Raw genomic sequence first — 25667 nt, 5'->3', positions numbered from 1 at the left:
AAAACCATGTTCATTCACAACAAGCGTCTGCAATACACGGTGCGCGTAGCGGCGCCCAATCCCGGCCTCGCAAACCTTCTTCTGGAGCAGTTCGGCGGACCGCAAGGCGAACTCGGCGCTGCTTGCCGTTACTTCACGCAGGCAGTGGGCGAAGACGATCCGGGCCGCAAGGATCTCCTGTTCGATATCGCCACCGAAGAATTGAGCCACCTGGAAATCATCGGTTCGATCATCGCCATGTTGAATAAGGGCGCAAAAGGCCAGTTGGCCGAGGCAGTCGAGAGCGAGGCAGAGCTCTATCGCTCGATGACGGGCGGCGGCAACGACTCGCACACCACGTCTCTGCTCTATGGCGGCGGCCCCGCTTTGATCAACTCGGCCGGCACGCCTTGGACGGCTGCATACGTCGATACGATCGGCGAACCCACCGCCGACCTGCGTTCCAATATCGCGGCCGAAGCGCGCGCCAAGATCGTTTATGAGCGCCTCATCAACGTGACCGACGATGCGGGAATTCGCGATACGCTCGGCTTCTTGATGACGCGTGAAATTGCGCATCAGAAGTCATTCGAAAAAGCGCTTCATTCGATTCAGCCGAACTTCCCGCAAGGCAAGCTTCCCGGCGTGCCGGAATTCGCGGGCGTGTACTACAAGATGTCGCAAGGCGAAGAAGCCGGCACGCGTGGCCCGTGGAACGAGGGACCGGAGTGGACGTTCGTCGACAAGCCCCAACCCGCTGTCGACGGCGGCGATGGCCTGGCGACGGTCACGGTGACATCGGCGGATGTGGAAACGCTACAAGCCATGGCGGCACGCACGGCGTCGGACCCGAGCAGCGACCCGGTCACGGGTGCCGAACTCGGAGCAGGTCAAGCTGCCTGACTCGCGGCTTAGCGCATAGGAAGATAACGAAGCGGCCCGCGAGGGCCGCTTCTCATTGGGAACGCTGAAGTGTTTTACCGATGCAACCTGCGCGACGAATCAAGATGAAAATCGAGCGTTCGCAAAAGCGCATCGAGCTGAACGGGCTTGGTGAAGTGATAATTGAAGCCTGCCTGTATCGACGCCAATCGATCCGCGAGCGAGGTCAAGGCCGTCAACGCGATCAGCAAGGTCGGCCGTGTTGAATCCATTGTGCGAACGTTACGCGCTACCGTGCGCCCGTCCATCACGGGCATTTCTATATCGAGCATGGCGATATCGGGATGCCACGTCTGGATCGCTGTCAATGCAGCGTAGCCATCCATAGCCGTGTGAACGTCGAATCCTTCGAGCATGAGCATGGCCGCGCAAGCGTCGAGCGCCACGCGGTCGTCGTCAGCGAGGAGAAGCCGAGGTGCTGTGGACGTGCGCATTGTCTCCTCCGTAGTGTCTGGAGTAGTAAGCGCACTTAGCATTCCCGATGAATTAGTTTTGTTCAGCCATTCTGGTCGCGCGATCGACGCATCAGGTCAGCATGCACCCAGCGCTGCCTTGAACCCTTCTTCCGTGAGCGGCTTGAGAAACGCGCCATCGAAATGTTCCGACTGCTCGCGCACGTGCCGCTCGTCGCCGGTCACCGCCACCACGCATGCGAGCTTGCTCGCTCCCGCCGCGCGCAACTGCCTGCAGAGCTCGCGACCATCGACATCCGGCAAGCCTATGTCGAGGAAGATCGTGTCGTAACAGTGCTCTCGTGCGAGAAGCAGCGCCTGATGGCCGTCGTAGGCGACATCGGCAACGTGCCCGAGCGATATCGCGAGGTCTCTGAATGCCTCGCACAGCCGCATATCGTTTTCTACAAAAAGGACGCGCATATTAATCACCGAGGCAGGCATCCGTCGTGCGTCAGGTCGATTTCGGGTTCAGCCGGAATCGGACCGTCCCTGACGCTAATGTCGCTTGCGCAATAAGCGGACCACGCGCGGAGTCCTTTCTCCGCCGCGCAAAATGCCCCTTACTGTGTGAGCGGATGCGCAAGAAAGAAGCGCACCATTTCCGCGCTCGCGTTTGGTCCCGAGGGATCGGTATAAGAGCCGCGCGGGTTGCCGCCCGACCAGGCATGCGGCGCGCCGTGGATGGTCCACAGTTCCGCAGGCACGCCGTCCGGCGACTTCAGTTGCACGACGGTGTGCTTGCGCGCCGCCGCGAGCCCTGCTGACGGCTGGCCCGCCGCGCTGAAACCGCGCACGAGTTCCCTGCCGTTGGAAGGATGCACTGTCGTGTCCGCATCGCCGTGAAAGACGATGAGCGGGCGTTTGGGTGCATCCACCGAACGCGAGTGTGCGGGGCCTTTGCCGCCACGCATTGCGGCGAGCGCGGACGGCAAATCGTGCGCGCAGCCGGCAGGAAGACCCGAATGGACGCCTGCAGCCGCGTATAGATCGGGATAACGCTGCGCCATGATTGCCGCCATCGCGCCGCCCGCCGACAAGCCAGCGATATACACGCGCTTCGAATCCACCTTGTGGCTCGCCATCACCTCCCGCGTGATTCCCGCTATCAGCGACGGCTCCCCGCTTTCGCGGTTTTGATCGGTCGGCTTGAACCAGTTCCAGCATTTCGACGGATTCGCGCCCTGCGGCTGAATCGGATACACGACGATGCACTCGTGTTGCTCGGCGAGCGCATTCATCTGCGTGCCCACGGCGAAATCGTCTGCGTCTTGCGTGCAGCCGTGCAGCATGACGATGAGCGGCAGCGGCTCATTGCGATATCCGCTCGGCACGTAAAGCTTGTAATTGCGCTGGCCCGCGGCGCCGGAACAAGTGCGCGTGCTGAAATGCCCGCGATCTTCGGCTTCGGGTTTGCTTTTATGCGGGCTGCCACGGCCGAACTTCTGCAGGATATCGGCGAATTTGGACGCCCGTGTTTCGACATCTGTCGATTCCTGCGCGGCCGGCGCAGGCTGAGCGGGCGCGCCGCGCAAGGCACGCTGAATCACCTCCGTGGCGGCGGCGGGATCGCTCTCGCGAAAGTGAGCGAATGCTTCCTTCATCGAATCTAGAAAACCTTCATTGAGTTTCATCGTATTTACCATTTGTATAGGGTTCGGTGCGGCATTAGCGGATTCGATCCGCCAGCGCGGCCTTCACGGCCGCCGGTGCATGCAATGCACCGCGCACCAGGATCGAGTCGATCGTTGCAAGTGCAAGTTCGGGTGAGACGTCGTTCGCGATGCTGGCCAGTCCGAGAACCTGAATAGTCAGGCGCTCGTTCGCCGCGCGCACCGCTTCGAGATCCCGTTTGGAGAAATACTGGAGGCCCAGCACGAGTTCGCGTCGCGTCACAGTTTCCTTGACGACCAATGCGTGAACCGATAACTGATTGCGGATCGCCGTGCGGATCAAATCAGTCCGGTTCGAATAAAAGCCTTCTTCCACGAGCAAATCGATCTGACCCAAGTCGACCGGACCGAGATTGATCGTAATTTTTTCCGTTTCGCCGCCTCGGGAGCGTCCGGTGTCGATAACTTCCTGTTTCGCCATAGTCGTGATTTCCTTCCTGTCGCCATCCATATGGATGGTTATAGGCTGGTGGAACGACGCCGTCAACAGTTATTTGGTAGCGGCTGGGAAATTTAGGACGCGTTGGGGAAGCGCTGACGTCCGCGAGGGGCGTAGCGTGACGGCGCGGTTTATCGGTCGAAAAAAGAGAGGGGTCAGTCAGCGGGCCCAAGCAACACGTCTATCGCGGCCTGTCCGGCAATTTCAGCAACGAGATAGGCCCATCGTTCTGTAAAGGGCCCATTGCGCACCGGTATGCGGTCTCCTCGCGCGCCGAGCACGCCGAGGTTGGTGCCGCCTTTGATCTGAATAGTCACGTCGAACGTGTCTTCTTCGGCTGGAGTCAATTCGACATGAATCTCGAACCCGCGATACTCGATCAGTCGGTGCATGAAGGGAAACCTTGATCGGCTTGCACAGCCATTAGCGACGCCTCAGCGGTTCATCAAATCGAATAACGATTCTGCGGGCCGCGAACGTAGCGCTTCTGCGCGATCTCAAGCAGCTTTTCGCGGAATTCGTCGAATGCCACGAGATAGGACCGTTCGTCGGATCCGAGCGCGGGTTGCAGGCCTTTAAGCGTTGCACTCCCGACCTCGAACGTGATTTCCTTCGACTCGTCATATCCCCAGAAAAAGACGCAATGCCGGGCGGCATCGTAGCTTCGGCTCGGATTCGGAAAATAGAGCGCCACGATCAGCCTCTGATTCCGTCGATAAATGCCATGACGGAGACTGCTTTCCTGATTTCTGATCGCATGACGACCTCTGAAAGACCGGTCTGTCCACTATATACCCTTCCCGCCGCGTGAAATCCTTTATTGAGCCACCCGCGATGACCTCGCGATCACATTCCCCAACGCAGTCCGGCCGTGTGCACCGGGCTATCCCAATGCCTCATCATTTCGTCGTCGAGCGTGCAGAGTGTGATCGACGCGCCCGCCATTTCCAGCGATGTCGTCAGCGCGCCTACTTGAGAGCGCGCGACGCTCAAGCCGCGCCCATCGAGCCACGTGCGCGCCGCGTGGTAGAGCAGATAGAGTTCCGACAACGGCGTGCCGCCCAAGCCATTGACGAGCAAAAGCAACGGCGCATCCGCCGCGGGTTTCAGATCATCGACGATCGCGGCAAGCAATTCATCCGCGATCGCGTTCGCCGTTTCGAACTTGGCTCGCCGGCGTCCCGGCTCGCCGTGAATGCCCACGCCGATCTCGATCTCATCGTCGCCGAGCGTGAATGTCGGCCGGCCCGCGGCGGGCACCGTGCAGCTCGAAAACGCGACGCCCATCGATGCGATCCGCGCCGTCACGCGCTCGCCGAACGCCCGGCACGCCTGCAGATCGGAGCCGGTTTCCGCGAAACTGCCGACGAGCTTCTCGACGATCACCGTGCCCGCGACACCGCGCCGTCCGGTCGTGAAGCTGGAGTTCTCGACGGCGACATCATCGTTGACGATCACCGACGCGTTCGGCATCTCGCACAGCTCGGACGCCATCTCGAAGTTCATCAGGTCGCCTGAATAATTCTTCACGATGAACAGCACGCCCGCGCCGGTATCCGCTGCCTGCGCCGCGGCCATCATCTGATCGGGCGTCGGTGATGTGAACACCTGGCCGGGGCATGCGGCATCGAGCATGCCGTGTCCGACGAAGCCGCCGTGCAACGGCTCGTGACCCGATCCGCCGCCCGAGATAATCGCGACCTTGCCCGGCTTCAACGCGTTGCGCACGATGTAGAGCGGATCGAAACTGACCGTCACGAGATCCGCATGCGCCGCGGCGAAGCCCGCGAGGCTTTCGGTCAGATAATCATCGACGCGATTGATGAATTTCTTCATGTCCCCTGCTCCTTTTTCGTATTCAGGCATCGCCTTGCGCGAGTCGCGCGCAGACGGCTTCGATCATGAGCTGGCTCGACCGCGCGCCCGGATCGATATGGCCGCGCGAGCGTTCGCCGAGAAACGATGCACGGCCCTTCGTGGCGAGCATGTCGCGCGTCGCGAGCATGCTTTCTTCCGCGATGCGCGGCAGTTCCGTCAAAACGTCGTTCTTCGAAGCGCCCGCACCGGCCATTGCGGTGAAGCGTTCGGCTACGGGAATGAGCACGTCCATCATCGTCTTGCTGCCGGTGCCCGTCTTGCCGCGCTGACCGACGGCATCGACGCCGGCCGCGAACGCGCGCGCGAAACCGGCGACGCCGGCATCGCCGGTCGATGTCTTCGCCATGCCCGTCAGCATCGAAAAGAAGAGCGGCCCGGACGAGCCGCCGACCGTCGACAGCACCTTCGTCGCCGCGAGCTTGAGCGCGGGCGCAAAGGCTTCGGCTTCGATCTGCGCCCGCATGCCTGTGAGCGCAGCCATGCCGCGCAGCAGATTGATGATGTGATCGCCGTCGCCGATCGCCTGATCGAGCGAGGCGATTTCGTCGGCATGTTCCTTGAGCGACGCCTGCGCCGCGTCGATGCACGCCATGACCGTCTTGCCGTTCATCCGCCCGTCCTCCGTCCACGCTCAGAGTGAGCTGAAAGGATACACGCAGATCGATCAGGTCCAGGGCACGTGCACGCGATCGAGATTCCTGTCGAGCTGGTACGCGGCGCTGATGAGCGCGAGATGCGTGAGCGCTTGCGGAAAATTGCCGAGCGCCTCGCCTCTCGTCGCCACTTCCTCCGAGAAGAGCCCGACGTGATTCGCATACGCGAGCATCTTCTCGAAGACGAGCCGCCCTTCGTCCACACGTCCCGCGCGCGCGAGCGCCTCCGCATACCAGAACGAGCAGGCCGAGAAGCCGCCTTCCGTGCCGGGCAAGCCGTCGAGCGTCGAGCCGCGCGTATAGCGGAAAATCAGCGGATCGACGCGCAAGTCGCGACCGATCGCATCGAGCGTGCCGATCCAGCGCGGATCCTTCGGGCCGATGAAACGCACGAGCGGCATCATCAATGCGGAGGCGTCGAGCGTGGCCGAACCGGGCGTCTGCACGAAGCTCTTGATGTCGTTGTTCCAGAACTGTTCGTGGATATCGCGATGAATCTCGTCGCGCGTGCGGAACCAGTCCGCGAGCGGAGCGGGCAGCGAGCGCTTCTCCGCGAGCCGCAGCGCGCGGTCCACCGTCACCCAGCACATCAGGCGCGAATGCAGCAGCGCGCGCGTGCCGTTGCGAAACTCCCAGATGCCATTGTCGGCTTCGCGCCAATGCTCGACGACGTAATCGACCGTGCGCGTCACGTGCCGCCAGCCATCGTAGGAAATGGCCGCGCCGTATTTGTTGTAGAGGTAGACCGAATCGAGCAGCGCGCCGTAGACATCGAGCTGGGTCTGATCGCGCGCCTCGTTGCCGACGACCACGCGTCCCGGCACTTCGCCGATGAGACTCGTCAATGCGCTTTCCGCGAGCGCGTCGTTGCCGTCGACCGAATACATCACGCGCAACTGGCCGTGCGTGCTGCAATCGCGGCTGCGCTCGGCGATCCATTTCATGAAGCGTTCCGCCTCGCCGGTGTAGCCGAGGCGCAGCAGCGCGTACACGGAAAAGGCGGCGTCGCGTATCCAGGTGAAGCGGTAATCCCAGCGGCGCGAGCCGTCCTGCGCCTCGGGCAGGCCGAAGGTCGGCGCGGCGACGATCGCGCCGAATTCCTCCGAGCTCAAGAGCTTCAAGGTCAGCGCCGAGCGCAGCACGACTTCGCGATAGCGCCCGCGATACGTCGAGCGCGCCGACCATTGCTTCCAGTACTCGATGGTGTCGGCGAGAATCGCGTCGTGGTTCGACTCGATGCCGGCGAGCCCGTGCGCGTCGCCGAGCGCGAAGCAGGCGCAATCGCCCGCCTCCAAATCCAGCGTGGCGCACGCGGCCTGGCCGTCGATTGCAAGCGGCACGTTCGCGACGAGGCGCACGGGCGGGGAGCCATCGGCGCAGATGAAGTCGATGCCCTTCTCCACCGCCTGCGCCGTGTGCTTTGCGCGCGCGTAGTCGAAGCGCGGGTCGCAGCGCACGTCGAGCGTCATGCGCCCGTACACGAGCCGCACGATGCGCAGCACGCAATTCGGCACATCATCGGCGCGGGATGCATTCGACGCGACCGGCATCAGATCGAGCAATTCGCACACGCCCTCGCCGGTCATGAAACGCGTGAGCAGCACGTTCGTTTCCGGCAGATACATCTGCTTGACGTTCGCACGGCGGTTCGCATGCGGCGTGCGCGGCGTGATCGAGAAAGCGCCGCCGCGCTCGTGGTCGAGCAGCCCGGCGAAAAGTGTGGGCGAGTCGATGCGTGGAAAGCACATGAAGTCGACCGCGCCGCACAGCGACACGAGCGCCGCCGTCTTCATGTTGCCGATCATGCCGCGCCCGTCGACGGGCAACACGGCGGCTGGAACCTGCTGGGGATGGTGTCCCATCGCTATTTGCTCCCGGCGAGCCTTAATTGGCATCGTCAGGCGGCGAGCAAGTAATATTCCTGTCGAGCGTGACAGGTTCGTTGGCTGCGACAAAGACTGGACGCCGCGCATCAGCGCGCGGCGGTTCGATCGCCCTGCGTCGCTTCGGGCTGCTTCGGCGCGTTCCCGAACGCAGCGGCACTCGCGGCTGCGTCTTGCGCGGCGAGCGCGGAAGGCGCCGGCACGGGCGCATCCGCGTGACGCGACCTGCCGAAGCTCGCGATATACAGCACGGCCGCCACGGCGACGCCCACCAACACGGCCGCCACCGCCACGCCCGACGACTTTCGTCTCATTTTCTTTTCCTTTCAGATACGATGACCCCGGCTCGCGGCCCGGCCCCACGTCGATCGTAGCAGCGCGATGCATGGCGTCTGCGTGGGCCGCCGCGCATTTCGGCACAAGAATTCACCGCAACCCGAGGACAATCCATGCACGCCGCCACGGCTTTCAATCTGGTGCTCGTTTCGCTGATCGCGATCATCGCGCTCGAAGTGCTCGCCAAGCGTTTGCGCTTGCCGCCCGCGGCCGCGCTGCTCGTCGGCGGCGTCGCGATGGCCTTCGTGCCGGGCCTGCCGCGTATCGAGCTCGACCCGGAACTCGTGCTCGTCGTGTTCCTGCCGCCGCTCCTGATGTACGGCGCGTACTTTTTCGTGTGGGACGACTTCAAGCGCAATCTGAGCGGCATCCTGCTGCTCGCGATCGGCGCGGTCGCGTTCACGACGCTCGTCGTCGGCATCGCGGTGCATCTCGTCGTGCCCGCGCTGCCGTGGGCCGCGTGCTTCGCGCTCGGCGCAGTCGTTTCGCCGCCCGACGCCGTCGCCGCCAAGGCCGTGCTCGAACGCGTGGCGCTGCCGCGCCGTCTGATGGTGCTGCTCGAAGGCGAAAGCCTGCTCAACGATGCGGCGGGCCTCGTGCTGTTCCGCTTCGCGCTCGTCGCTGCGATGAGCGGCGTGTTCAGCGCGCCGCGCGCCGTCGCGAGCTTCGCGGGGCTGGCGATCGGCGGGGTCATCGTCGGGATCGTCGCGGGCTTCATCGCCGTCAGAATCATGCGCGCGCTCGAGGACGACTATCTCGTCATCACCACGTCGATGCTCACCTCCTGGGTCAGCTATATCGCGGGCGAAGAACTGGGCGTGTCGAGCGTCATCGCGACGGTCACGTGCGGCATGGTCGTCGGCTGGCATCAGCACGAAGTGTTCACGGCGGCGCAGCGCATGCGCGGCACGGCTTTCTGGCAGGTCGTCGTGTTCGTGCTGGAGGCGCTCGTGTTCGTGCTGATCGGCTTGTCGCTGCGCGGCATCGCGGTGCGGCTCGGAGGCGTCGGCGATGCGTTCTCGCTGCTCGGGCCCGCCACGGTCGCCGTGATCGCCGTCGTGATCCTGTCGCGCTTCGTGTGGGTGTTCGGCGTCGAGGCCGTGAAATGGATCGCGTGGACCGTGACCGGACGCAAGCGCGCGGACCTCGGCGAAGCCAGCGTCGCCGTTCCCGACTGGCGCGCGGCCACCGTCGTGAGCTGGGCCGGCATGCGCGGCGTGGTGACGCTCGCCGTCGCGCTTTCCTTGCCCGAGTCGATGCCGGGCCGCGATCTCATCCTTTTCGCCGGCTTCGCGGTGATCCTCGTCACGGTGCTTCTGCAGGGTGCGACTATCGGCCCGCTCATCGCCCTGCTTTCTTTGACGCGCGGCCACGAGCGCTCGTCGCGGCATCTCACCGAACCGCAGGCCTGGGCGCGCATGGAAACCGCGCAACTGGCCGCGATTCAGCCGCTCGTGCACGACGCCGACGGCAACGTGATCCATCCGCGTCTGCTCGAGCAATATACGTATCGCGCGGGGCTCACGAAGCGTTTCGAAGACATGGAGGAATTTCCGACAGACGCGCGCCACGCACATTACGACGTCGTGCTCGCCGCAATCGCGGCCGGGCGCGCGGAGTTGCTGCGCATGCATCGTTCAGGCGAGATTCACGATGAACTGCTGCATTCGCTGGAGCACGACCTCGATCTTCAGGAGATCATCGCGCTCCATTCGCGCGGTTGAGCGCTAGTTGCCGCCATCGCGTGAATGCGACTGAACGACGAGCGGCGTCTCGTCGGATGATTCGTCGCACTGCATCCACGCGTAAGCGGTGAGCGTCGCGCGGGCGTTGTTCCGCAGGCGAATGAGCCATTCGCCTGCCGCCGCGCGACGCATGCCGCCGCGCGCCGCGGTCGGCGCGAGCGCGACGAGGATCATGTGCCCGTCGCCGCGCGCACCGCGGCCGAGATGCACCACGGTGCAAATCGCATCGCCGCCTCGCGTATAAGTGCCGATGTCGCCGAGCGTGAGCCACGCGCTCGCGACGCCGTCGGGCGGCACGATCTGCACATCGACGGCGGGCGCGCCGGCATCGCCCGAACACCAGATCTCCGCGAGACTCGGCGATGCGTAATGCGCGCGCACGGGCCAGCGCAGCGCCGATTCCGCGCGCTCCGCGATTTTCAGCGCCCCGCGGCAGTGCGACAGATCGGCGTTGCCCGATGGCAGCACGACGGAGCACGCGCCGGTGTCCATCAATTCGTCGAGCGCGCCTTCGATGAGCGAGCTGCCGTCCTGCTGCCACGCGACATGCCCGGCGTTCAGGCTGACGAGCGCATGACACGCCGCCCCGCCAATGTCCTGCGCGCGCTGCACGACATAGCGGACGGCGTCGAGCACTTCGGCGTCGGGACAGGGGCCCAACGCGTCGCGCATCGTGCGGCAGCGCCGTTTGAGCTGCACGCCGATCATCGGCAAGGGCGTGTCTCGAACGGCATCGGCATCACGCAACGCGCGCGATGGATAGCGGCTCGCGAGCTCGGCGGCCGCCGGGCCGTCATGCGCGAAACCGTACACGCGTGCGCCGCCGGCCGCATGTGCCGTTTCGGCATGAAGGCGCGCATCGTTCAGCATTGCGTCCATCTGATGTTTGAGCAACTCGCTTCCGTAACCGAGGCCGGCTGCCGGTTCGGCGGCATCGTTCTGATTCCAGAAACATTGAAAGCGTGTGCGCGAACCAGCCGCATCCTCCGAGAAACGCGCATGCGTGAACGCGATGTCTTCATCGCATACGCCGACGATCGCGTTACCCAAACCTTCGCGCATGGGCGCATGTGTGGACGGCACGCGATCCGCGCGAGCATCGACGTGTGACGTGATAACCAGCGCTTCCGTGAAGCGTTCGAACTTGCCCGCCAAGTCGGAATGCAGATGCGCGTAGAACTCGCGCGTCACGTGAGCCGTGCAGAAGCGCGTCGCCTCCAGCGCGGCGGGCGGATCGCCATAGAGCGCGGACATCCAGATCCAGTGCTGCCAGCCGTTACGCTCGATGGTTTGCGCGAACTGCTGCGCGGTATCGCCGCCCTGCTTCATCTCGATGGCTATCGGCACACGGCCGCGCGGCATGCCGCCCAGATCGCGATAATGCGTCGCGCTGGCCCACACGATATATGGATCGATCCGCACGACGGATGCGAGCGCTCGCGGCGCGATAGGCTCGAAACCCTCGCTTGCCGTGCCGATCTCCCAATGCGGGCTCATTCTTCCCTCCTGTCGCCTGCGTTCCGAGGAAGCGAGGCCGTGGGTACGCGCCGGATTCATCGTGCGACGGTTGTTCTTTTCTTTCTCTCGACGATTGATCGCAGTGGCCGCAACGCGCGATTCATCGGTGGATTAGTTCGGGAACCGAAAGGAATCGGGCGTGCGCTATCGCATACCGTAGTCACTCGACGTGTGAGAAGCAAGCCGAATTCCCGCACGCTAGTGTGTGAACTGCGAGTCGGCGCACAGTGAGTTCGCTTTATCGCCGCAGCGCCGCGGAATTCTTCAGTTGCTTCATGCCGATAGCGCGCGGCTCCCCTGCTTGTCCACAGGCTTGTGCACGGAAACTGTGGATAAGCGCCGCGCGCGCCGTTCGTTCGACGCTCAGCCCGACACGCCATCCAGACGACGCGAGCGATTTTCCGTCTGCACATTCGCATCCCGCTTGCCCTTCACGCGACGCGCCAGCAGATTCAAGCCTTCGACGAATCCCGCGAAGCCCATCGCCGCGTAGATGTAGCCCTTCGGCACGTGCGTTCCGAAACCTTCTGCAATCAGCGTCATCGCGATCACGAGCAGGAACGAGAGCGCGAGCGTCACGACCGTCGGATTACGCTCGATGAAGCGCGAGAGCGGTTGCGCGGCGAAGAGCATCGTCGCGACGGCGAAAATGACGGCGATGAACATGATCGGCAAATGCTCCGTCATACCGACCGCCGTAATGATGCTGTCGACGGAGAACACGAGGTCGAGCAGCAGAATTTGGCCGATCGCCGACCACGCCGTCATGCTGCTGAGACTCGACGCGACACCGGGCACATCGTCGTGATCCTTTCCGACGTGATGGTGCATCTCCTTGGTCGCCTTCCAGACCAGGAACAGGCCGCCCGCGAGCAGGATGAGATCGCGCCACGAAAACGCGTGATCGAACACGGTGAACACGGGCGCGGTCAGTTGTGCGATCCACGCGACGGTGCCGAGCAGCGCGAGCCGCATCACGAGCGCGAGCATGATGCCGATGCGCTGCGTGCGCGCCCGTTGCACGACGGGCAGTTTGTTGCTGAGAATGGAAATGAAGACGAGATTGTCGATGCCGAGCACGACTTCCATCACGATCAGCGTGACGAGTGCGGCCCACACGGCGGGATCGGCGGCAAGCGAGAGAAGGTATTCCATGAGCGATGAAAGGTTCGATTGACTGGGTGTATCGCGCCATGATCGCCGCAACGCGCGATCGTAAAAATCAGCGATAATCGAATCGACACTTCGGTTTTTTCGAAGCATTTGAACTCCACCAAAACGAAGGACGCGCGACGCATGCTCAACTATCGTCATCTGCATTATTTCTGGGTCGTCGTGAAGGAAGGCGGGTTCGCGCGCGCGGCGGAGCGGCTCGATATGGCGGTGCAGACTATCAGCGCTCAAGTGCGCGAGCTGGAAAAATCGCTCGGGCATCAGTTGCTCAAACCGTCGGGACGCGGCGTCACGATGACCGAGGCGGGACAGGCCGCGTACGCGCGCGCCGAGGAGATTTTTCAGCTCGGCCAGTTGATTCACGACGAAGTGCGCGAGGCGGCGAGCGGCACGCTTGCGCGTCTTGCCGTGGGGCTATCGGACGGCATCTCGAAGCTCGCCGCGCATGCGCTGCTCGCGCCGGTGCTCGGCAATCCCTCGCTGCGCCTGCTCTGTCACGAAGGCGAAACGGACGAACTGCTCGGCGAACTGGCGCTGCATCGGCTCGATCTGGTGCTCGCGAGCCACGCCGCACCGCACAATCACAATCTGCGCCTCACGAGCGAGCGGCTGATCGCCTCGCCGGTCGACTGGTACGGGCCGGCCTCCATCGTGCGCAAGAGCGCGATCGATCACTTTCCGGAGAGTCTCGCGTCGCTGCCCATTCTTCTGCCGACCGGCCATTCGTCGCTGCGCGCGCGGCTCGATCGCTGGCTGGAGACGCAAGGCATCGTGCCGCGTATCGTCGGCGAATTCGAGGATAGCGCGTTGATGGCCGTGTTCGGCGCGCGCGGCCTGGGCGTGTTTCCGCTCGCGGAGTTCGGCGCGGGCGATGCGCCGCTGTTGCGCGGCCTGCGCTGGCTCGGCCGCTCGCCGGAGGTGAAGGAGGAAGTGCACGCGATCGTATCGCGGCGCGGGCGGCATCATCCGTTGACGCAGCAGGTTCTTTCACACGCCGGGGCATGACTTCGGTTTTTTCGAAGTTCTTTTTCTGTTAGTTCTGCTTTTTCGTGCCGCGCCGACGCCTTACGCTGGTCGCATGTTCAACGAGGAGGCGTCAATGAAAGTCCTGTTCAAGTCCCGCGAACCCGAAGCCATTGCGATGCACGAGCTTGCGAAAGCGCGCAGCGAGTTCGTCTTTCGCCGTCTCGCATGGCTGATTTCGAAGGCGACCGTGAGCTTGTCCGACATCAACGGGCCGCGCGGCGGCGTCGACAAGCGCTGTCAGGTGGAAGTGCAGTTGAATCGCGAACACAAGGTCGTGGCAACCTCGATCGCGCGACTGGCGCGGCGCGATCGATCTCGCGCTCGCTCGCGCGGTGCGTACGCTCGTGCGCCGGCGTCAGAATCTCAAGCCGACGCGCCGCGTCCGTGCGCGCGGCCTTGCGTGGAATCTCGCACAGGAGCCGGTGCTGCAGGAAGCAATGGATCCGCGCGAGCGTCTCTTGAGGAAGATGGCGGGCGCGTAACTCAGGCGGGCGTGCGAATGAGAATTTGCGTGCGCGGCATGGCGCCATAAGCCGCGCGCGGCGCTTCCTGTTCGATAGACTCGAAGCCGCCGTCCGGCACGGCGTTCATCGACATATACAAGGTGCGCATTTCCGCGCTCAAACCGTGAAAATGGCAGAGGAACGTGTTGCGGTCGGCGTAGTACCACGGCGTGTTCAGATCCCTGAAGCTCACGAGTTCAGGCGAATCCATTTCGGGACACAGGCCGTGCGCGATCAGTTGTTCCATGAAGACGTACTGGTCGCCCTGACTCGAAAACGTGTACTTGACGTCCTCGATTTCATGCACTTTCGCGAGCACGGCGTCGAGCGCGCGCGCGTTGGCTTCCGTGTTGCGAAAGCCCATCACGCCCGAGTTGAAACGCCAGCCGCAGATGTCCGCGGTCAGTACGCGCTCGCGCCCTTCGGTGAACTTCTCGAGCTTCACGGTCTGATTCATCGCGATGATGTCCGCGTCCATCCAGAAGACCCATTCGTGCTGCGGCAGATATTTGCTGAGCAGGAACGGCTTGGCCCAGTTGTCGCATGCGTCGCGCCCGAAATCCGGCGGCACGTCGCGATGCACGTACAGCGTATAGCCATGCTGCTCGCAATACGCGCGCAGGCTTGCTTCGCCGAAGCGCGCATAACTCGCGATGTTCGGCGTGTAAAGCATCACCACGGCGATGGAACGCCCCGGCTGATACACGGAAAGCGGCTCGTGCGAATCGCTCGACAGCGGCGCCGCGCGATCGAAAACACGCAACTCGCCCGACGCGTGGCACGCATTCACATGACGTGCAAACATCGCGCGCCATAGCGGGCCGTACTTGCTGTAAAGGCGCGGCGTATAGACGAGCGACACGGCGACGACCTGCCTGCCGCAAAAATCGGGATGCTGGCCCGACCACATCGACGCGATCGGTAGCACGCCGTTCAGATCGTCCCAATCGGGCACCGTCGGCAGATCGTCGAGCAAGGCTTCCTCGGTGACGAAACTGCCGTACTCGAAGTATTTGCGGCATCGTGCGGCGAGTCCACGCGCGATGCGTCGGTTCTCTTGCGTGTTTCTCAGCACGAACATTTCCGTGTTCACGCCGAAATGGCCTTTGGTCAGCAGGAGGTCGCGGCCGGCCACGATCTGCTCGAAGTCGTGAAAACGGATGAACAGCGCGTTCTCCGTGACGAAGATGACCAGCTCGCCCTCTTCCGCTTCCCGCAACATGTCGCTCACCAGCTGATACTTGTAGAGCGTGCGCAGCTCGATCGAATCGACGCAGCTCGACATTGCCTCGAAGCGATGCTTCACGTTCATGCGGCGGCAATATTCAACGTGGTTGTCGCACGATGAGCTTGCGTTGCGATCGGAGAAACAGCTGACCAGAGTCACCATGGCGGTTTGACAATCGAAAGATGGAAATCGGGGTAAAGGCGTGCAGGCCGTCTGCCCGCATGAAGCGTCGGAGCATATCCGGCCAAGTCCGCGCATTTGTGAATTATTGAATCAATCGAGATGATCGACGTTAGGAATCGGCCGATTTTAGGAGTTTCTTGAGGCGATTCTTATGCGCAGCTCGGCGCGATTTCGGATTAGAAAGAGGCGCACGCCATATGCCGCACACGCAGCGTCGATTCCTGCTCGAAGCGCACGCGATAGTGCTCGCGAATCTCGCCGATGGCCTTATCGCTCGCTTCGTCGTCGGGATGGGCGAGGCTCAGCACCCACGTCGGTTCGTGCACCATCGAACCGTCCGCCGCGCGCCATTGCCCGTTCGCGCGCCATGTCGTGATGCCTTGCGGGAAGCGTGGCGTGACTTCGGTGCGCAGGAAGTCATCGAATTCTTGCGGAGAGACGAAATCCTTGGGCTTTGCGGTTCCGAAATAGATGAGGTCGCTCTCGACGCGCTGCTCGCCCGGCGCGCATTTTTCGTGGCTCAGCGTAGTGCAGGCGGAAAGAATCGTCGTGAGCGTCAGCAGCGAAATATTTCGGCATCCGAACATTATCGGTTTGGAATGAACGAAGTAATGGCGCGCTTCGCGAGGGATCCAGTGCCCAAGCGCAACGCTTTCAACCCGACACCGCGACGCGCGGCCCGTGCCCGGCCGGACGGCCGTCGAGCTCCGCCTTGCCGCATTCGATTGCGAAGTTCATGGCGGCCTGCGCTGTCGGAAACGCGCGAAGCGGTCCGATCGCGCGCCGCACGCCGCCGGGCCGCTCGATCAGGAGCGTCGCCACGAATTCGCCGGACACGTGCCGGATGATGACCGAAAGCTCACAGCCTCGATATTCGATAGGAGTGGAGTCCACCGCTGACCTCGCTTGCTTGAATGCACTGGCATGGGCTCAATCTACGCAAGGTGGACGAAAGACGTAACCCCGCGTGTGAGTGGCTGCGAACGTAGGCCGAACGATTGTCTGTTGCGCCGAACGCGCCGGGGCAGCGCAAACGTTTCAGGTCGCGCGTCGGCGCAAACAAGAATGACTCATATTTCTGCACGAACTTTCTTAAGTCTGTATCCTGCACGAACAGGCCCATACGAAAGATGCCGGACCCTTGTGAATCCGACCTCGCCGATGACAACCTCCAAAAACGAACGACGTTGCAAGAGCGCCGCGTGCGTGATCGTGTGTACGGCGCTCGCCATCGCGGCCGACGCGGCTCACGCGCAGGAATTCTCCTTGCTCGCCGGCCCGCTCAAGAGCAGCAGCCAGAACACCTACTCCTGGGAAGCCAACTATCGCGAAGGGCTCGGGCGCTATGCCGCCTGGAGTTTTTCGTGGCTGAACGAAGGCCATATCCCCGATCATCACCGTGACGGGCAGGCCGTGCAGATCTGGGGCCGCCTGCCGCTCTGGAACGACCGGCTGGAACTGTCGGCGGGCGCGGGGCCGTATCGCTATTTCGATACCAGCCAGGCGCAGGCCGGCGGCGACTATGCGAACACGCACGGCTGGGGCGGCATGTTCACGCTGCGCGCGGCGTATTACTTCGACAACCGCTGGATCGCCGAAATGAAGCTGAACCGCGTGCAGGCGTTCGGCGGACCGGACACGACCGCGTTGCTCTTCGGCATCGGCTATCAGCTCGACGCGTCCGAAGGACGCGGCTCGCGTGCGCGTCCCGTGCCGCGCACGACGAACGTCACGAACAACGAAGTCACCGTGATGCTCGGCACGACGATCCTGAACAGCCCCGACTCGGAAACGAATCTGGCGGAAAGCATCGAGTACCGGCGCGGGCTGTGGCATTACGTCGATTTCACCGCGTCGTATCTGCACGAAGGCGGACACGTGCAGTCGCGGCGCGATGGCGTCGCGGCCCAGCTTTGGGCAACGCGCGCGTTCTTCGACGACAAGCTCACGCTCGGCGTCGGCGCGGGCCCGTATCTGTCGATCACGCAAAACGACGACCTGCCGCAAAACCGCACCGGCGATGGCCGCTTCTCAGGCCTCGTATCGGTATCGGCGAGCTACCGGCTCACCAATCGATGGCTCGCGCGCGTGACGTGGAACCGCATGGTCACGCGTTATGACCGCGATGCGGACATCATCGAGGCGGGTTTCGGCGTGCGCTTCTAGCCTAGAACAGCTCTTTCTGACCCGACATCAGCGCGATGAAGTCGTCGCGCAGGAACGGCAGGATGCCGTCCGCGACCGGCTGAAGCTGCTTGCTCACGTAGTGCTCGTAGTCGATCGGCGCGTGCCGCGCTTCCACCGGCTCGGGACCGGCCGTCGTCATCACGTAGCTGATCCAGCCGCCGTTCTGATATTGCAGCGGGCGGCCGGCGCGCGCGTTGTATTCATCGGCGATGCGCGCGGCGCGCACGTGCGGCGGCACGTTGCGTTGATAATCGCCGAGCGTGCGGCGCAGACGCTTGCGATACACGAGCAGTTCGTCCATTTCGCCGCGCCGCGTGCTTCCGACGTAATCGCGCACGTATTCCTCATACGCCTCGCCCTTGAAGACGCGCATGTACAACTCCCGCTGGAAGCGCTGCGCGAGCGGCGTCCAGTCGGTGCGCACCGTTTCGAGGCCCTTGTAGATGATTTCCTCGCTGCCGTCCACGCGCGTCGTGAGTCCCGCGTAACGTTTCTTGCTGCCCTCTTCCGTGCCGCGGATCGTCGGCATCAGGAAGCGCTTGAAATGCGTTTCGAATTGCAGTTCGAGCGCGCTGTCGAGCCTGAATGTATCGCGCAGATGCTCGCGCCAATATTCGTTCACATGTTCGACGAGCGCGCGGCCGATACGCGCCGCGTCGTCTTCATCGCGCGCGCGGCGCAGCCACACGAAGGTGGAATCCGTATCGCCGTAGATCACGCTGTATCCGCGCGCCTCGATCAGCTCGCGCGTGCGATGCATGATTTCGTGGCCGCGCATTGTGATCGACGACGCGAGGCGCGGGTCGAAGAAACGGCAGCCGCTCGATCCCAGCACGCCGTAGAACGAATTCATGATGATCTTGAGCGCCTGCGACAGCGGCTTGTTACGCTGACGTTTCGCCGCCTCGCGCGCTTCCCACACTTGCGCGACGATCGCGGGCAGGCAATGCGTGTCGCGTGAAAAGCGCGCGCCGCGAAAGCCCGGCACGGTTTCGGCGTCGTCCTGTGTGGCCGTGCCTTGCGCGAGCCCGGCCGGATCGATCAGAAACGTACGGATGATCGACGGATACAGGCTCTTGTAGTCGAGCACCAGCACGGAATCGTAGAGGCCGGGACGAGAGTCCATCACGAAACCGCCGGGGCTCGCCTCCTCCGGCACATCGCCGAGATTGGGCGCGACATAGCCCAGCCGATGCATCCGCGGCATATACAGATGCGTGAACGCCGCGACCGAGCCGCCGCTGCGGTCGGCCTGCAATCCGGTAACGGTCGCGCGCTCGAGCAGAAACGGCAGCAGCTCGGTCTTCTCGAACACTTTCGTGACGAGCTCGCAGTCGTTCAGGTTGTAACGGGCGAGCGCGGGCTTGTCTTCCTGAAAGCGCCGCTCGATTTCGTCCATGCGCGCGTACGGACTGTCGATCGCTTTGCCCTCGCCCAGCAGCGACTGCGCGACATATTCCAGGCTGAACGACGGAAAATTCCACGTCGCCGAGCGCAACGCCTCGATGCCGTCGATCACGAGCCGTCCCGCGATCGCGGCGAAGAAGTGATTGCGCTTCATGCCGTGCTCGCGCCATTCGATCGTGCTGCCGTCGCGGCCGAGCGTGAGCGGCACGCCGTAATCGTCGGCGTGTCGCTGGAGGATGCGCAGGTCGAACTGCACGACATTCCAGCCGATGATCGCGTCCGGATCGTGCTGCGCGATCCACGCGTTGAAACGACGCAGCATGTCGGCGCGGCTTTCGCAATAATCGAGCGCGAAATCGGCTTGCCCGTCGACGCCATTCGGCGGACCGAGCATATAGACCTGACGCGCGCCGCAGCCTTCGAGCGCGATCGAGTAGAGATCGCCCTTCGCGCTCGTTTCGATATCGAGCGACACGACTTTCAGCGACGGACGGTAGTGCGGCGCGGGCTTCAGTTCGCTGGAAATGTGACCGTCGCCGACGACGCCTTCGAACGTCACCGGCGCCGTGATGAAGCGCTCCATCAGATAGCGCTCGTGAGGACGGATATCGGCTTCGAATACGTTGACTCCCGCGCTCCTGAGGTTCTTCTCGAGCGCGAGCAACTGTCGATACTGCGGGCAATAGAGGCCGAGCACCGGCCGCTGGCCAAAATCCTTGAGCGGCAGTTCGCGCAGATACGCGGCCCTTACAACGGCGACGATCGGCTCGGCCTTCGCGCGATCCTCCGCGCGTATGAACGCGACGCTCGTCTGTAACGCGATGCGGACTTTTCGCGGGCCATCGTCGGTGGCGAGCCAGAAATCGACTTCCGTCCCGGCCGCGGTGTCGCGCCAGTGACGAGTCAGCAGAAAACCCTGTTGTGCGGAGGCCAAGCCGATACCTTCGAGAACGCGTGCCATCGACGCATTTTACTTGGCCCCAAAACAAAGAGCCCGGCGGCCAATTCGGCGCCGGGCTCGGGAATTCGGGAAAAGAAAAAAGTAAAACACGGTAGCGGCGAACCGGTCATCCACCATCCTCGCGGACAGTCCCCGGAGGATGGCCAGCGGCCGCTACCGCCTAAGCAGCCTGTGCGACCAGGCTTGCCCGTTGCGGCTGCAAGGCCGCCACGTTACCGAGTGCCGTGTGCTCCGCATGCTCCGGCACTTCGTTCTTCGACATCACTACCTCCAGCGCGGCTTCTTGACTGGCCTGCTTCGCGGCCGCCGCTTTCTTGGTCTTCCCCGCGCGTGACGGCGGCTGGCAGGCCCCGCACACCACGTTGTTCTGCAAATCATGTTTGTGTGCGACGAACTTCCCGGTGCAGCGGCAGCAAGGTGTCATCTGCAGCATGCCCGCGTCGAAGAAGCGCACAAGAGTCCAGGCCCGCGTAAGGTCGAGTACCGCCTCGGCGCCGCTATGATTGCAGTGCTCGAGATACAGCCGATACCCTTTGGTCAACGCATCGAGATGCGAACAGCCAGCTTCGTTCTTCAGGAACGTATAGGTGTTATAGAAAAGCGATGCGTGGATATTGGCGAGCCACGTCATGTACCAGTCGGCCGAGAACGGCAGCATGCCTTTCGGCGGCGATACACCCTTCACTTCGCGATACAGGCGAATCATGCGATCCCGCGAGAGCGTGAGTTCGCTCTCCAGCACTTGCATGCGCGCGCCGAGCTCGATCAGCGCAATCGCGCGGAACACTTCCTGGGCGTCTTCGGTGAGGCTCTTCTTCAGCATGGCTCGCTCCGTCGTCCCTTAAGCGAACTGTTCGGCCGGCTGGCCAGCCAGCAGGATTGCCGCGTGCGTCGGCGCGATGTCCGCGTTCTTCGCGGGTTGCGTCAAGGCCGACAGCATCGTGTGATCGTTGAAGCGGAAAGCGCAGAGCAGGTTGTCCGACGACGCGAGCTTGACGACCTGCGCGAGCGTGAGGCCCGAGAGCAGATCGGCGAGTTCCGCCGACAAACCGAGCCGGAACATGCCGATGGCCCGGTCCTCGCGCAACAGACGCTGCGCGAGCATGATGTACGACAAGTTGATTTCCCGGATCGATTCCAGCGTTTCGCGACCGTTCATGGTTGCAACTTCCAGTAAATCCCCGAATTTCCGCCGGCTTTTTGCCGATATCTTTTTTGTGCCTCACCGGGCGAGTTCTGCCCGGCTACGTACCGCGTAATCTTTGTTTCAGAGCGTTACATCTTGTAACAACCACTGTGAAACGGATTCTAAGTACGGTTTGAAACTTAAGCAAGGGTGTCTCAATAATATTTTGTTGCAAACAACACTTTCGATCGGTAACTTTTTCTGTCTGGTAATTTCAGCCGTATTCGGCGCGCCTTCTCTATTCTTCTGATGTTTCCGGCGGTAAATCGGGCGGCTTGGTTTTTAGTCGGATTAATTGCCTGCCGCCAGCAATAACGGGGGATTTCGGGAATCGGTTGACGCACCTTGCAAGTATTTTCGAGACGATTCATCAGACGAGAAAAGTCTAAAATCGCTTCGTGATTGCTCTTTACCGAACCGTCGGTATACAGGCAATAATTACCTTATTGCTGTTACGCCGATGTTACGGCTCGCGTTACGTGGTTCGTAACGCCGCTTGTCACCTTTGAGGGACGCCTTTACTCCACGCATCCCAATGTGTAACAACCGTTTGTATTAAAGGAGTGCCGGCCCGGTACAGATTTTCGATGGCGGGCGCAAAACCGCCTTGCGCCGCGTAATTGAGCAGATTGTCGGCGGCCGGTTGTCCCTTGTAAGGGCGATCGAAATCGGAACCGGCGCGCAGCACCGCCACGCGCGACACGTCCACCCGCTGCACGCTCGCCGCCCGCTTGAGCGCCTCGTAAGTGGCGTTGTCTTCCTGCTGCGTCGTGCAGTACACGCCGCGACTGTCCGTCAGAAGCCGCGTCCACGCGCGTGCCCGCTCGCCGATGTAGTTGCCGGACCACCACGTATCGCCCGCGAGCGTGTCGCACTGGATCACGCGCGGCGGCCGGTTCGCCGGCGCGTAGTTGAACTTCGCGCGCGCGGCCTTGGCCTGGTCGCTGTCGGTGAGCACGACGTTGCGCGAGAGCGCGTAGGCCGTATCGGCGAGCGTCGCGTTGAGCGCGAACACTTCCGTGCGATAGTCAGGCGCCGGCTTCTCGTTCGGCCCCTTCGTGTTGATGCCGATGAATCCGCTCGGCCAGCGGGCGGGCTTTTCGCGCGCGTCGAGTTCCCATTGCGGGCCGAAGTCGACGAGATACTTCGCCCACGCCGCCGAGCCGACCGTGCCTTGCGCCGGATCGATGCCCGCAATGCCCGCGATCAGAAAGTACGCGTGGCGCAAGTCGAAGCGGTCGGAGAATGCGAGCGCCATCATCGACGCGGCCGCATTGGTGTGGCCCATGCCCGTCGTGACGACGCACACGTCGTCGTGATTGCAGTGCACGTCCGGATATTCCGGCGACAGTCCCGCCACCTTGATCGCGTCCCACGGACCGAGCCTGTCGAGCCACACTTTGCCTTCAGGCGCGAACATCGTGACGATCATGACCTTGACGGGGCGCGCGCCGCTCGTGCTATCGGGCGAGCGCGGCGCGGATGCGCATCCCGCGAAGCCTGCTACGCCGGCGGCGATCGTCATGGCGATGACCGCCCTCCCCAACTTGAATTCCGATGCGGCGACTCTCATGGCGGGCGTGATCCTCGTAAAAGTTCGACCTTCAAAAAAATCGCGCCCGTCAGAGGGCGCGATCGGGGCCGAACGATTATAGGATCACGTGCCGCTTTGCGAGCTTCGCGGCGGCGGCGCATTCGATGCGACATTCGCTTGGCCCGCCGCCTCGCTCGTCGGATGCTGCGCGGCCTTCGACGGCTCGCCGCGCTGATCCACGCCCGCTTCGTCGGCGTCTGGAACGCCTTCGGGATTGGCGTCCTGCGTGCCGCCATTGACGATCACGAAGTTACGCTGCGGATTCGCGATTTCGATGCCGCGCGCCGTGAACTCGTTGAGGATGCGCCGATTGAACTCGCGCTGCACCGGCCAGCGCGCGCTGTCGCGGCACTGGATCTGGCCCGCGAGCGTGACGGTCGAACCGTCGACGGCATCGACGCCCCAGAAGCTGAAGTCGGAGAGAATGCCTTCGCGGAAGGCGTCGTCCTCGCGCAGCGCCGCGCCGATTTCCTTCAGCGTGGAGATCGCGAGATCGACGTCCTGGCCGAGCGCGATCGACACGCGCACCGCCGCATTGCCGATGCCGCGATTCGTGTTGTTCACCGTCGATACCGAACTGAACGGCACGGTGTAGAGCGAGCCGTCGCCGCCGCGCAGACGCACCGTGCGTATCGACAGATACTCGACGGTGCCCGACACGCCCGCGAGCGTCACCCAGTCGCCGACCTGCATCGCGTTTTCCATCAGCAGGAAGATGCCGGTGATGAGATCCTGCACGAGCTTTTGCGAGCCGAAGCCGAGCGCCACGCCGAAGATGCTCGCGCTCGCGAGCAAAGGCGCCGTGTTCACGCCGATCTCGGAGAGGCCCGTCATGACGACGACCATCGCGATCACGATGAAGAGACCCGAGCGCATCATCGGCAGCAGGGTGCGCAAGCGCGCGGCGCGCAGACGCTCACCGCTCGCGGTCCATTGTTCGAGCCGCTGCTCGACGACGATGTTCGCCGCCTCCCACACCAGCACGGCGAACACTGCCGCGATCAGGATCGTGAGAAGCGCCGATGCGAGCCGGTTGCCGACACCGCCCGACGTGAGGAAATGCAGGATATCGACGTGCCACACTTCGAGAAGCGCGACCACCGTGACGATCGAAATGAGCGCCTGCACGATGCGCCGCAACGCCGGGTAATAGCGATAAGCGCGGCGCCGCACGATCGATTCGCCCGTCACATCTTCCTCGTCGCCCTGATGAAAGACGCGGCCGAGCGCGCCGAACGCGACGATCGCCAGCACGCGCGCGCCGACGAGCACGAGCAGCGACACGCCGCCCAGATGAAAGAGCGTCGAGTAGCCGTTCTGCACGTCGAGCGCCCACACGAACCACAGCGCGAGCACGAAGAAGATCGCCACGCCCGCCCAGACATCGGCGACCCAGTTGCCGAAGAGCCGCACCGAGCGATTCGTCCGCGCGCGTTCCCGGATGCGTTCGGCCACCGACGTGCGGCTCTCGAAGATCACGAACGCGATCATCAGATGCACGATCAGCAGGACGATCTTCAGGATCGCGATGCGCGCGTCGGCGGACAGACCGAGCGGCTCGGCTGCATTGGCAAGCCCGATGCCCGCGCCCGCGATACACACGATGCGCTGCACCCAGCGATGCAGATAGGCCGCATAGAAATCGCTGACCTGGAAGAGGCGCAAGCCGGGCGCACGCGGCGCGACGAAAAATCCGCTCACGATGACGATCGAGCGGCAGACCAGATACACGTCGATGAGCGTGCCCGCGACGCGCGCTTCGGGTGTGTTGTCGTCGATGAAGATCGACATGAGCAAGGTCACCGCGCCGATGAAAACGACGAGCGGAACCAGCGAGAGAAAGCCGTACAGCAGCGCGCTCGGCAGACGCTGCAACAGCGTCCAGTGACGCGCGGCGTGACGCTGGCCGCGCGCGGTGTCGGCCTTGCGCTCGGCAAGATGCATGGCGGTCGCGTCGCCGCTGCGCGCCGCGGCGTCCTCCGCGCGCTCGGCCGCGTGTTGTTCGCGCACGAGGTCGGGATCCTGCTGCTCGGCATCGACGACGCCGCGTGCCGCGATCCGCGCGCGCGGCCGCTTGAGCAGCCGCAAGCACAGAAATTCGAGCAGCAACGCGGGCACGAGCGACGCCAGCACCGTCCACACCACATGTCCGACGAGCGCGCGCCCTTCAGGATTCGACGTCCGGTCGCGCCACCACGAAACGACCGAGCCGAAATCGAGCAGCGCCACCGTCGAGTGGCGCAGGCCCGTGCCGATCTGCACGAGCCAGTGCCCCGCCTGCCGCGACAGTTGCGATGCGAGGCCGTTCGCGGTCAGCGAATGCGCAAGCACGCTCGACGCGCCCGATGCCGGCGCCGCACCGCCAGCCGCCGTCGATGCCGCCTGCGGCGCGCTCGCGGGCGCGGACAGTGCGCCTGCCGCCGCAATGGCGCGCAGCGTATCCGCGACTTGCGAACGACGTGCGGGATCGTTGAGCACCGAGAGCGCATCGCGCGCCTGCTGCGGCGTCAGCGCGACGCCCGGCTGCGACGCGTGCTGCGCGGGAGCGGCTGCGGCGAAGGAGGACTGGGAACAGATCGGAAGAAGGCTCGACACTACGACGAGCAGCACAGCAAGGAGCGATTTGCGCATGGGTCGGATGAAGATCACGAAATGTCAGGGACTCGATGCGGACGACGCGCACGGCGTTATGTTAACGCGACGCTGTCGATACGGCAGAAG

The 25667-nt window shown here is 63.3% G+C and carries 25 protein-coding genes; 5 read left to right on the top strand and 20 right to left on the bottom strand.

Features of this window, described 5'->3' with window-relative positions:
- Positions 1-6: 6 nt before the first annotated feature.
- Complete coding sequence (locus NCS28_RS17920) at positions 7-882, top strand: manganese catalase family protein (protein WP_250515106.1); 876 nt, start codon at positions 7-9, stop codon at positions 880-882.
- A gap of 74 nt (positions 883-956) precedes the next feature.
- On the opposite strand, the gene NCS28_RS17915 is transcribed toward NCS28_RS17920, so the two are convergent.
- The 10 genes from NCS28_RS17915 to NCS28_RS17870 all read right to left on the bottom strand — a co-directional run bounded on the left by NCS28_RS17915 (position 957) and on the right by NCS28_RS17870 (position 8213).
- Entirely contained in the window at positions 957-1355 is a 399-nt protein-coding gene (locus NCS28_RS17915; protein WP_250515105.1) for a response regulator, read from the bottom strand.
- A gap of 96 nt (positions 1356-1451) precedes the next feature.
- Positions 1452-1796 carry a response regulator gene (locus tag NCS28_RS17910; protein WP_284505008.1) on the bottom strand — a complete coding sequence of 115 codons (345 nt, stop codon included), beginning with the start codon at positions 1794-1796 and terminating at the stop codon, positions 1452-1454.
- A gap of 140 nt (positions 1797-1936) precedes the next feature.
- Positions 1937-3007: an extracellular catalytic domain type 1 short-chain-length polyhydroxyalkanoate depolymerase gene (locus NCS28_RS17905; RefSeq protein WP_250515103.1), complete on the bottom strand. Its 1071-nt coding sequence runs from the start codon at positions 3005-3007 to the stop codon at positions 1937-1939.
- Positions 3008-3041: 34 nt separating this feature from the next.
- Positions 3042-3467 (bottom strand): ribbon-helix-helix domain-containing protein, encoded by a 426-nt coding sequence (locus tag NCS28_RS17900; RefSeq protein WP_250515121.1) that lies wholly within the window; start codon positions 3465-3467, stop codon positions 3042-3044.
- Positions 3468-3640: 173 nt separating this feature from the next.
- Positions 3641-3877, bottom strand: coding sequence for a hypothetical protein (locus NCS28_RS17895; RefSeq protein WP_250515102.1), 237 nt, complete (start codon positions 3875-3877; stop codon positions 3641-3643).
- Between the two features lie 53 nt (positions 3878-3930).
- Positions 3931-4179, bottom strand: a complete 249-nt coding sequence (locus tag NCS28_RS17890; RefSeq protein WP_250515101.1) for a DUF1488 family protein — start codon at positions 4177-4179, stop codon at positions 3931-3933.
- A 152-nt stretch (positions 4180-4331) separates the two neighbouring features.
- Positions 4332-5321, bottom strand: coding sequence for a dihydroxyacetone kinase subunit DhaK (dhaK, locus tag NCS28_RS17885; protein WP_250515100.1), 990 nt, complete (start codon positions 5319-5321; stop codon positions 4332-4334).
- A gap of 22 nt (positions 5322-5343) precedes the next feature.
- On the bottom strand, positions 5344-5973 hold the full coding sequence (gene dhaL, locus NCS28_RS17880) for a dihydroxyacetone kinase subunit DhaL (RefSeq protein WP_250515099.1): 630 nt from the start codon (positions 5971-5973) through the stop codon (positions 5344-5346).
- Between the two features lie 54 nt (positions 5974-6027).
- Entirely contained in the window at positions 6028-7878 is a 1851-nt protein-coding gene (locus NCS28_RS17875) for a glycoside hydrolase family 15 protein (protein ID WP_250515098.1), read from the bottom strand.
- Positions 7879-7988: 110 nt separating this feature from the next.
- A complete protein-coding gene (locus NCS28_RS17870; protein ID WP_250515097.1) occupies positions 7989-8213 on the bottom strand; it encodes a hypothetical protein in 225 nt (74 codons plus the stop codon).
- Between the two features lie 135 nt (positions 8214-8348).
- Here NCS28_RS17870 and NCS28_RS17865 point away from each other — a divergent pair, with 135 nt between their 5' ends.
- The gene (locus tag NCS28_RS17865; protein WP_250515096.1) at positions 8349-9959 is read left to right on the top strand and encodes a Na+/H+ antiporter; all 1611 of its coding nucleotides are present in this window, start codon (positions 8349-8351) and stop codon (positions 9957-9959) included.
- A 3-nt stretch (positions 9960-9962) separates the two neighbouring features.
- Here NCS28_RS17865 and NCS28_RS17860 read toward each other — a convergent pair whose 3' ends face one another.
- Together NCS28_RS17860 and NCS28_RS17855 are read right to left on the bottom strand one after the other, a co-directional pair.
- On the bottom strand, positions 9963-11477 hold the full coding sequence (locus tag NCS28_RS17860) for a hypothetical protein (RefSeq protein ID WP_250515095.1): 1515 nt from the start codon (positions 11475-11477) through the stop codon (positions 9963-9965).
- Between the two features lie 384 nt (positions 11478-11861).
- Positions 11862-12653, bottom strand: a complete 792-nt coding sequence (locus NCS28_RS17855) for a TerC family protein (RefSeq protein WP_250515094.1) — start codon at positions 12651-12653, stop codon at positions 11862-11864.
- A 141-nt stretch (positions 12654-12794) separates the two neighbouring features.
- On the opposite strand from NCS28_RS17855, the gene NCS28_RS17850 reads away from it, so the two are divergent.
- Together NCS28_RS17850 and NCS28_RS17845 are read left to right on the top strand one after the other, a co-directional pair.
- The gene (locus NCS28_RS17850) at positions 12795-13676 is read left to right on the top strand and encodes a LysR family transcriptional regulator (RefSeq protein WP_250515093.1); all 882 of its coding nucleotides are present in this window, start codon (positions 12795-12797) and stop codon (positions 13674-13676) included.
- Between the two features lie 353 nt (positions 13677-14029).
- Positions 14030-14179, top strand: coding sequence for a hypothetical protein (locus tag NCS28_RS17845; RefSeq protein ID WP_250515092.1), 150 nt, complete (start codon positions 14030-14032; stop codon positions 14177-14179).
- A gap of 1 nt (position 14180) precedes the next feature.
- Here NCS28_RS17845 and NCS28_RS17840 read toward each other — a convergent pair whose 3' ends face one another.
- The 3 genes from NCS28_RS17840 to NCS28_RS17830 all read right to left on the bottom strand — a co-directional run bounded on the left by NCS28_RS17840 (position 14181) and on the right by NCS28_RS17830 (position 16505).
- Complete coding sequence (locus tag NCS28_RS17840; protein ID WP_250515091.1) at positions 14181-15512, bottom strand: DUF273 domain-containing protein; 1332 nt, start codon at positions 15510-15512, stop codon at positions 14181-14183.
- Positions 15513-15787: 275 nt separating this feature from the next.
- Positions 15788-16198 carry a DUF3574 domain-containing protein gene (locus tag NCS28_RS17835; protein ID WP_250515090.1) on the bottom strand — a complete coding sequence of 137 codons (411 nt, stop codon included), beginning with the start codon at positions 16196-16198 and terminating at the stop codon, positions 15788-15790.
- A gap of 67 nt (positions 16199-16265) precedes the next feature.
- Entirely contained in the window at positions 16266-16505 is a 240-nt protein-coding gene (locus tag NCS28_RS17830) for a hypothetical protein (RefSeq protein WP_250515089.1), read from the bottom strand.
- Positions 16506-16772: 267 nt separating this feature from the next.
- Here NCS28_RS17830 and NCS28_RS17825 point away from each other — a divergent pair, with 267 nt between their 5' ends.
- On the top strand, positions 16773-17777 hold the full coding sequence (locus NCS28_RS17825) for a hypothetical protein (RefSeq protein ID WP_250515088.1): 1005 nt from the start codon (positions 16773-16775) through the stop codon (positions 17775-17777).
- A gap of 1 nt (position 17778) precedes the next feature.
- On the opposite strand, the gene NCS28_RS17820 is transcribed toward NCS28_RS17825, so the two are convergent.
- From NCS28_RS17820 to NCS28_RS17800, 5 genes are all read right to left on the bottom strand, one after another.
- Positions 17779-20166 (bottom strand): DNA polymerase II, encoded by a 2388-nt coding sequence (locus tag NCS28_RS17820; RefSeq protein ID WP_250515087.1) that lies wholly within the window; start codon positions 20164-20166, stop codon positions 17779-17781.
- A gap of 160 nt (positions 20167-20326) precedes the next feature.
- Entirely contained in the window at positions 20327-20989 is a 663-nt protein-coding gene (gene flhC / locus NCS28_RS17815) for a flagellar transcriptional regulator FlhC (protein WP_250515086.1), read from the bottom strand.
- Positions 20990-21007: 18 nt separating this feature from the next.
- Complete coding sequence (gene flhD, locus NCS28_RS17810) at positions 21008-21325, bottom strand: flagellar transcriptional regulator FlhD (RefSeq protein ID WP_014250878.1); 318 nt, start codon at positions 21323-21325, stop codon at positions 21008-21010.
- A 526-nt stretch (positions 21326-21851) separates the two neighbouring features.
- Positions 21852-22877 (bottom strand): purine-nucleoside phosphorylase, encoded by a 1026-nt coding sequence (locus NCS28_RS17805; RefSeq protein WP_250515085.1) that lies wholly within the window; start codon positions 22875-22877, stop codon positions 21852-21854.
- A 132-nt stretch (positions 22878-23009) separates the two neighbouring features.
- On the bottom strand, positions 23010-25577 hold the full coding sequence (locus NCS28_RS17800; protein ID WP_250515084.1) for a mechanosensitive ion channel family protein: 2568 nt from the start codon (positions 25575-25577) through the stop codon (positions 23010-23012).
- Positions 25578-25667: the final 90 nt, after the last annotated feature.

Origin of the sequence: Caballeronia sp. INDeC2, assembly GCF_023631325.1 — a bacterium.
In the GTDB taxonomy this organism is placed as follows: domain Bacteria; phylum Pseudomonadota; class Gammaproteobacteria; order Burkholderiales; family Burkholderiaceae; genus Caballeronia.
This window is presented reverse-complemented; position numbering and strand designations above follow the sequence as displayed.